Raw genomic sequence first — 8,165 nt, 5'->3', positions numbered from 1 at the left:
AAGCCGCCGAGCCTGCCGTGGCGGGTACGTGCCGACCAGTCCGCCGCGGTCGCCGGTGACGAGCCGCTGCTGATCGTCCAGCGCAACGATGTGCCGTTGATGATCGACCCGGATCGCAGTCGCGCGGTGCAGGCTCTGCTGGCAGAGGAAAAGCTCGACCTGATTCTCTCCGACGACGGCATGCAGCATTACCGCCTGGCCCGAGACCTGGAACTGGTGCTGATCGACGCCGCCCGTGGCCTGGGCAATGGCCGCTGCCTGCCCGCCGGTCCCCTGCGTGAGCCGCTGGAGCGCCTGCAGAGCGTCGACGCCCTGATGTACAACGGTGCCAGTGCCGATCGCGGCGACGGTTTCGCCTTTCGTCTGCAACCGACCGCGCTGGTCAACCTGCGAAGCGGTGAGCGCCAGCCGCTCGGCCATTTTCCCGCAGGCCAGGCGTTGCACGCGGTGGCCGGCATCGGCAACCCGCAACGTTTCTTCAATACCCTCGAAACGCTACACTGGCAGCCTGTGCCCCACGCCTTTGCCGATCATGCCGAGTACAGCGCGCAGGCCCTGAGTTTCACGCCGCCGCTGCCGTTGGTCATGACCGAGAAGGACGCGGTGAAATGCCGGGCGTTCGCCGCCGACGACTGGTGGTACCTGGCGGTCGACGCAGTGCCCTCCGAGGCCTTTGCCGCCTGGTTCGACACGCAACTGTTGCGCCTGCTGCCCGATCGTCTCTTGCCCTAAACCCCTTTTATCCCGGGAATCCCTCATGGACACCAAACTGCTCGATATCCTCGCTTGCCCGATCTGCAAGGGGCCGCTCAAGCTCAGCGCCGACAAGACCGAGCTGATCAGCAAGGGCGCCGGTCTGGCGTTCCCGATTCGCGACGGCATCCCGGTGATGCTCGAGAGCGAGGCGCGTACCCTGAGCGCCGATGAGCGCCTGGACAAATGAGCACTTCGTTCATCGTCGTGATTCCGGCGCGGTATTCCTCCACGCGCCTGCCGGCCAAGCCGCTGCAACTGATCGCCGGCAAGCCGATGATCCAGCACACCTGGGAACAGGCGCGCAAAAGCAGCGCCCAGCGGGTGGTGGTGGCCACTGACGATCCACGGATCGTCGAGGCCTGCCAGGCCTTCGGTGCCGAAGTGCTGTTGACCCGCGAAGACCACGAGTCCGGCACCGACCGCCTGGCCGAAGTCGCCAGCCTGCTGGGGCTGGAGCCGGAGGCGATCGTGGTCAACGTCCAGGGTGACGAGCCGTTGATCCCGCCGGTGGTGATCGACCAGGTCGCGGCCAACCTGGCGGCGCACACCGAAGCGCGCATGGCCACCCTGGCCGAGCCGATCGAAGAGGTCGAGGCATTGTTCAACCCGAACGTGGTCAAGGTGGTCAGTGACGTCAACGGCCTGGCCCTGACCTTCAGCCGGGCTACCTTGCCCTGGGCCCGCGACGATTTTGCCCAGGACCGCGAGCACCTGCCGCAAGGCGTGCCGTACCGTCGCCACATCGGTATCTATGCCTACCGCGCCGGCTTCCTGCAGGACTTCGTCAACTGGGGCCCTTGCTGGCTGGAAACCACCGAGCGTCTGGAGCAACTGCGCGCCCTGTGGCACGGCGTGCGGATCCATGTGGCGGACGCCCTGGAGGCGCCGCCCACCGGTGTCGACACGCCACACGACCTCGAACGCGTTCGTCGCTTGCTGGAGGCCTGATGCGGGTCCTGTTTGTCTGTCTGGGCAACATCTGCCGTTCGCCCACGGCCGAAGGCGTGCTGCGCCATAAATTGCGCGAAGCCGGTCTCGCCGACCTGATTGAGGTCGACTCCGCCGGGACCGGCGCCTGGCATGTCGGCAAGGCGCCGGACAGTCGCAGCCAGCGTGCGGCGCGGTTGCGCGGCTACGACCTGTCGGCGCAGCGCGCCCGGCAGGTGAGCAGCGCGGACTTCAACCGCTTCGACCTGATCCTCGCCATGGATCAGAGCAATCTGCGCAACCTCGGGCAGTTGCAGCCGGCCCAGGGCACGGCCGAGCTGGACCTGTTCCTGCGTCGTTACGACGGTGCGGTGGACGAGGTTCCGGACCCCTACTACGACGAAGAGCACGGCTTCGAACAGGTGCTGGACCTGATCGAGCAGGCCAGCGATCGCCTGGTCGACGAACTCCGGGGGCGCCTATGAGCCTGCAACCGCAAGCCGGTATTTCTCTCAAACCCTACAACAGCTTCGGTGTCGATGTCCGTGCCCAGTGGTTCGCCGAGGCCCACGGCGATGACGACGTGCGCGAAGCGCTGGCTTTCGCGGCACAGCGGCAATTGCCTTTGCTGGTGATCGGCGGCGGCAGCAACCTATTGCTGACCGGCGATATCCAGGCGTTGGTGCTGCGCATGGCCAGCCGTGGCATTCGCCTGCTCAGCGATGACGGCCAGCGGGTGGTCATCGAGGCGGAGGCGGGCGAGCCCTGGCATCCGTTCGTGCTGTCGACCCTGGCCGAGGGCTGGTATGGCCTGGAAAACCTCAGCCTGATCCCGGGTACCGTGGGGGCCGCGCCGATGCAGAACATCGGGGCCTACGGTGTCGAGATCAAGGACGTGTTCGCCGGCCTCACCGCCCTCGACCGACAGAGCGGTGAACTGCGCGAGTTCTCCCTGGAGGAATGCCGGTTCGGTTATCGCGACAGCCTGTTCAAGCACGCTCAAGGTCGCTGGCTGATCCTGCGGGTGCGCTTTGCCCTGAGCCGGGTCGAGCAGTTGCACCTGGGCTACGGCCCGGTGGCCGAGCGGTTGAAAGAGCTGGGCGTCAGCCAGCCGGGAGCGATCGATGTGAGCCGGGCGATCTGCGGCATTCGCAGCGAGAAGCTGCCGGACCCGGCGGTGCTCGGCAATGCCGGGAGCTTCTTCAAGAACCCGCTGGTCTCGGCCGCTCACGCCGCCGAGCTGAAGCGGGCCCATCCCGCCCTGGTCGGTTATCCACAGGGCGACGGGCAGGTGAAACTGGCGGCGGGTTGGCTGATCGAGGCGGCGGGCTGGAAAGGCTTCCGTGACGGTGATGCCGGCGTGCACCGTCTGCAGTCGCTGGTGCTGGTCAACCATGGTACGGCGACGGGGGCGCAACTGCTGGCCCTGGCCCGGCGGATCCAGGCCGATATCGCCGAGCGTTTCGCGGTCGAGCTGGAAATGGAGCCGAATCTCTACTGAATGAGGCTATGCTGATCGCTGGTCAGCCGGAGTGCTCTCTATCAAAGCCCTGTGCAGTCTGACTGCATGGGGCTTTTTTGCATGGAATGGCTTTCCCTGAGCTGGTCAAAACGGTAAAAAAGCCTCAACGAACGGTCCGGTGAAGCACCCGCTTCACAAGAGAGCCGATTAGCCTGAGTCGATCTGCTGCCGTCCGTGCGGCCCCTGGCAGATGGCTCGACCCCATGACCTTCAACGATGCGGGCGTGCCCATGATTACCCTGAAACTCAATGGTCAAGACCATCCCCTGGACGTCACCGAGGATATGCCGCTGCTTTGGGCTATTCGCGACGTGGCGGGTTATACCGGGACCAAATTCGGCTGCGGCATGGGCCTGTGTGGTGCCTGCACCGTGCATATCGATGGCCTCGCGGCCCGTTCCTGTATCACGCCGATCGGCTCGGTGGTGGGCCGGGACGTGCGCACCATCGACAACCTGCAAAGCGACCCGGTAGGCCAGGCGGTACAGCAGGCCTGGCTCGACGGTGGCGTGGCGCAGTGCGGTTTCTGCCAGGGCGGACAGATCATGTCGGCCACGGCCCTGCTCAAGGTCAACCCCAAGCCCAGCGACGAGCAGATCGAGGAAGCCATGCTCGGCAATATCTGCCGCTGTGGCACTTACAACCGTATCAAGACGGCCATCCATGCCGCCGCCGCCCATTTGCAGGAGGCCAAGGCATGAGCCGCTCCCTGAACGATTTCGCCCTGAGCAACCTCAGCCGGCGCGGCTTTCTCAAGGGGGTCGGCGCCACCGGCGCGCTGGTGCTGGCGGCCACCTGGGGGCTGCCCGATGCCTTTGCCGAAGGCGAGAAGAAGTACGGCGCCGACGGCATGCCCAATGGCTGGGTCGACGATCCCAAGGTTTATGTCAGCATCGACGCCGATGGTAGTGTGACAGTAGTCTGCAACCGTTCGGAGATGGGTCAGGGCGTGCGTACCAGCCTGAGCCTGGTGGTGGCTGACGAGCTGGAGGCCGACTGGGCGCTGGTCAAGGTCCGCCAGGCGCCGGGGGACGAAGTGCGTTTCGGCAACCAGGACACCGATGGCTCGCGCAGCATGCGCCACTGGTACGAACCCATGCGCCGTTGCGGTGCTGCCGCCCGGACCATGCTCGAACAGGCCGCCGCGCAGCAGTGGAACGTGCCGGTCGGCGAGTGCCGGGCACAGTTGCACAAGGTTATCCACAGCCCGAGCGGACGCGAGCTGGGCTATGGGGCCCTGGCCGCCGCTGCCGGCGCCTTGGCGGTCCCTGCGCGGGACAGTCTGCGGCTCAAGCAGCCCGCGGAGTTCCGTTATATCGGCAAGGAGTCGACGCGGGCCATCGACGGTGCGGACATCGTCAACGGTCGTGCCCTGTACGGGGCCGATATCCATTTCGACAAGATGGCCTATGCCGCCGTGGCACGTCCGCGGGTGTATGGCGGCAAGCTCAAGTCGTTCGATGCGACGGCCGCGCTGAAGGTGCCGGGTGTGATCAAGGTGCTGGAGATCGAACCCCGCCCGCTGCCGTCGGAGTTCCAGCCACTGGGGGGCGTGGCGGTGATCGCCAGCAACACTTGGGCTGCGATCAAGGGGCGCGAAGCACTGAACATCGTCTGGGACGATGGCGACAACGCCAGTTACGACTCGGTTGCCTATCGCCAGGAGCTGGAGGCCTCGTCGCGTCAGCCTGGCAAGGTGGTGCGCAATACCGGTGATGTCGATGAGGCGCTCAAACGGGCCTCCGGCCACTTCGAGGCTGGCTACTACCTGCCGCATCTGGCGCAGTCGCCGATGGAGCCCATGGTCGCCGTTGCCCGTTTCAATGATGGGCAATGCGAGGCCTGGGCGCCGACCCAGGCTCCCCAGGTCACCCGCGAGCGGATCGCCGAGCGGCTGGGCATCGGTTTCGAGCAGGTCACGGTCAACGTCACTCTGCTCGGTGGCGGCTTCGGGCGCAAGTCCAAGCCGGACTACGTCATTGAGGCGGCGATCCTGGCCAAGGCCATGCCGGGCACGGCGGTGCGGGTGCAATGGACCCGCGAGGACGATATCCACCACTCCTATTTCCACACCGTGTCGGCGGAATACCTGCGGGCCAGCCTGAACCAGGACGGCACGCCCACCGGCTGGCTGCACCGTACCGTCGCGCCGAGCATCACCGCGCTGTTCGCGCCGGACATGAACCACGAGGCGGCGTTCGAGCTGGGCATGGGGTTCACCAACATGGCCTACGACATTCCCAACGTGCGCCTGGAGAACCCGGAGGCGAAGGTTCACACCCGGGTTGGCTGGTACCGTTCGGTGTCGAACATTCCCCATGGTTTCGCCATCCAGAGTTTCGTCGACGAGTTGGCGCACAAGGCCGGTCAGGATCCGCTGGCCTATCAGCTCAAGCTGTTGGGGCCGGATCGTCAGATCGATCCGCGCAGCCTCAGTGAACAGTGGAACTACGGCGAGTCGCCGGAGCGCTACCCGATCGATACCGGACGCATGCGCACCGTGCTGGAAACCGCGGCCAAGGCGGCCGGCTGGGGGCGCAAGCTGCCCAAGGGGCGTGGCCTGGGCCTGGCGGTGCACTACAGCTTCGTGACTTATGTGGCGGTGGTGATCGAGGTCGAGGTCAAGGACGATGGCACCTTGATCGTGCACAAGGCCGATATCGCCGTGGATTGCGGGCCGCAGATCAACCCGGAACGGATCCGCTCGCAGTTCGAGGGCGCGTGCGTGATGGGGCTGGGCAACGCGGTGCTGGGCGAGATCAGCTTCAAGGAGGGCAAGGTCCAGCAGGACAACTTCCACATGTACGAGGTGGCGCGTATGTCCCTGGCACCCCGGGAAGTGGCGGTGCACCTGGTGACGCCGCCGGGCCAGGTGCCACTGGGCGGGGTCGGTGAGCCAGGCGTGCCGCCGATCGCGCCGGCGCTGTGCAATGCGATCTTCGCCGCCACCGGCCAGCGCATCCGCAACCTGCCGGTGCGTTATCAACTGCAAGGCTGGAACAAGGCGCAGGTCTGATGGACAGCGTCGATCTGAATGTCCTGCGCTGCGTCCTGCAGTGGCGCCGCGCCAGGCACCGGGTAATGCTGTACAGCGTGGTCCAGACCTGGGGCAGCGCGCCGCGCCAGCCCGGGGCGATGCTGGCCTTGCGCGGGGATGGCGTGGTGATCGGCTCGGTGTCGGGTGGTTGCATCGAGGATGACCTGATCGCCCGCCTGCACGATGGGCGCCTGCCCGCAGACGGGCCTCCGGTGCAACTGGTGACCTATGGTGTCAGTCGCGAGGAGGCGGCGCGCTTCGGCCTGCCGTGTGGTGGCACCCTGCGTCTGACCGAGGAGCGGGTAGGTGATGTCGTCTGGGTCGAGCAACTGCTGCGACGTTGCGAGGCTCATGAGATCGTCGCGCGTGAACTGGATCTGGTCAGCGGCACGGTGACTCTGCATGAGGCCGGCCGGCAGGATCTGCTGAGCTTCGATGAGCGCACGTTGCGGGCCATCTACGGGCCGCGCTGGCGCCTGCTGCTGGTCGGCGCCGGGCAGTTGTCGCGCTATGTGGCGCAGATGGCGCGGATGCTGGATTTCGAGGTGCTGGTCTGCGATCCGCGCGAGGAGTTCGTTCACGGCTGGGAGGAACAGCACGGTCGTTTCGTACCGGGCATGCCCGATGAGGCGGTGCTGAATATCCAGGCCGACGAGCGCACGGCGATCGTTGCGCTGACCCACGATCCGCGGCTGGACGACATGGCCTTGCTGACGGCACTCAATTCCAGGGCCTTCTACGTCGGTGCGCTGGGCTCGCGGGTCAACAACCGCAAGCGGCGGGACAATCTGGCGCTGCTGGGGCTGGGCAGCGAGGCGATCGCACGATTGCATGGGCCGATCGGCTTGCATATCGGCAGTCACACGCCGGCGGAGATCGCCTTGTCGCTGTTGGCCGAGATTGTCGCGATCAAGAACGGCGTGGAGCCGCGGCAGAGGAAACCGGAGCTGGCACCGGGTGAATGAGTCGATGGCCGCGATCATCCTGGCGGCGGGGCAGGGCAGTCGGTTCCGGCAGGTGGCCGGGGTCGATCAGGACAAGTTGCTGGCCGCTTGCGAGGGGCGTGATGGGGTGGTGCGCCCGGTGCTCGGGCAGGTGTTGCACAGTTTGCCTGACGGCCTGGGCATGCGGGTGCTGGTCACCACCGCGGATCGACCCGAGGCGATTCGCCTGGGCCGTGAGCATGGCTGCCAGGTGCTGTTGCTGGAGTCCACGGGCATGGGCGACAGCATTGCCGCCGGGGTCGCCGCTGCCGCCGAGGCCAGCGGCTGGTTGATGGTGCTGGGGGACATGCCGTTCATCCTGCCGGAGACTTTCGAACGGGTGCTGGCTGGGATGGCAAGGGAACGGATCTGCGTGCCGGTGCTGGCGGGTGAGTATGGCCACCCGGTGGGCTTTGGTGGCGATTTCGGCGCGGCATTGCGGAGTTTGTCCGGCGATCGTGGAGCGAAGGCGCTATTGGCGACCGGCCGGGTCGAGCCGGTCCCGGTAGAGGATCGGGGGATCGTCTGGGATGTCGATCTACCTGCTGCCCTGGTGTTTGAGGCTCAAGGGTGATGCTGGCTTCTGGGGCCTATTCGCGAGCAGGCTCTGCTCCTGCAGGATCGAGTCGTCCACAAGGCAGGTGAACGACGCAATCCTGTAGGAGCAGAGCTTGCTCGCGAAAGCGTCCGCCCAGACACCGCAACCCTTGAACCCCAAAAAAAGCCCCGCCGGCATCGCTGCGGGCGGGGCGTTTCATTGGCCGTTGAAATCAGGCGTGAGGCTTATGCTCTTCGGCTGTTTCCAGGGCTTTCGGCGCGTGCTCGATCACTTCTTCGGCAGGCTGAGAGTTTTCCTCGGCAGCCGCTTCGTTGTGAACGACAGGGGTCGCAGGGGCCTGTTCCGCCTCGACGACCATCGGCGCCGGTTCGGCGGCAACGG

9 protein-coding genes are annotated in these 8,165 nt (G+C 66.1%); all 9 read left to right on the top strand.

The window, feature by feature from the left end; translation table 11 throughout:
• On the top strand, nucleotides 1-732 hold a 732-nt coding region (gene lpxK, locus K675_RS0122795; RefSeq protein WP_017905778.1), incomplete at its 5' end, for a tetraacyldisaccharide 4'-kinase.
• A 25-nt stretch (nucleotides 733-757) separates the two neighbouring features.
• Nucleotides 758-943: a Trm112 family protein gene (locus tag K675_RS0122790; protein ID WP_017905777.1), complete on the top strand. Its 186-nt coding sequence runs from the start codon at nucleotides 758-760 to the stop codon at nucleotides 941-943.
• Nucleotides 940-1,704, top strand: coding sequence for a 3-deoxy-manno-octulosonate cytidylyltransferase (gene kdsB, locus K675_RS0122785; RefSeq protein ID WP_017905776.1), 765 nt, complete (start codon nucleotides 940-942; stop codon nucleotides 1,702-1,704). The genes K675_RS0122790 and kdsB overlap by 4 nt, the downstream gene beginning before the upstream one ends.
• A complete protein-coding gene (locus K675_RS0122780) occupies nucleotides 1,704-2,168 on the top strand; it encodes a low molecular weight protein-tyrosine-phosphatase (protein ID WP_017905775.1) in 465 nt (154 codons plus the stop codon). Before kdsB ends, K675_RS0122780 begins: the two co-directional genes overlap by 1 nt.
• On the top strand, nucleotides 2,165-3,184 hold the full coding sequence (gene murB / locus K675_RS0122775; protein WP_017905774.1) for a UDP-N-acetylmuramate dehydrogenase: 1,020 nt from the start codon (nucleotides 2,165-2,167) through the stop codon (nucleotides 3,182-3,184). Before K675_RS0122780 ends, murB begins: the two co-directional genes overlap by 4 nt.
• Nucleotides 3,185-3,435: 251 nt before the next feature.
• Entirely contained in the window at nucleotides 3,436-3,906 is a 471-nt protein-coding gene (locus tag K675_RS0122770; RefSeq protein WP_026145455.1) for a (2Fe-2S)-binding protein, read from the top strand.
• Nucleotides 3,903-6,221 (top strand): xanthine dehydrogenase family protein molybdopterin-binding subunit, encoded by a 2,319-nt coding sequence (locus K675_RS0122765; RefSeq protein ID WP_017905772.1) that lies wholly within the window; start codon nucleotides 3,903-3,905, stop codon nucleotides 6,219-6,221. Before K675_RS0122770 ends, K675_RS0122765 begins: the two co-directional genes overlap by 4 nt.
• Entirely contained in the window at nucleotides 6,221-7,207 is a 987-nt protein-coding gene (locus K675_RS0122760) for an XdhC family protein (protein WP_017905771.1), read from the top strand. Before K675_RS0122765 ends, K675_RS0122760 begins: the two co-directional genes overlap by 1 nt.
• Nucleotides 7,200-7,799, top strand: a complete 600-nt coding sequence (locus K675_RS0122755) for a nucleotidyltransferase family protein (RefSeq protein ID WP_026145454.1) — start codon at nucleotides 7,200-7,202, stop codon at nucleotides 7,797-7,799. Before K675_RS0122760 ends, K675_RS0122755 begins: the two co-directional genes overlap by 8 nt.
• The last annotated feature ends 366 nt before the right edge of the window (nucleotides 7,800-8,165 follow it).

Origin of the sequence: Pseudomonas fuscovaginae SE-1, assembly GCF_000364705.1 — a bacterium.
GTDB classification, from domain to species: domain Bacteria; phylum Pseudomonadota; class Gammaproteobacteria; order Pseudomonadales; family Pseudomonadaceae; genus Aquipseudomonas; species Aquipseudomonas fuscovaginae_A.
The sequence above is the reverse complement of the archived record's forward strand: the minus strand, read 5'-3'. Positions and strand labels throughout refer to the sequence as shown.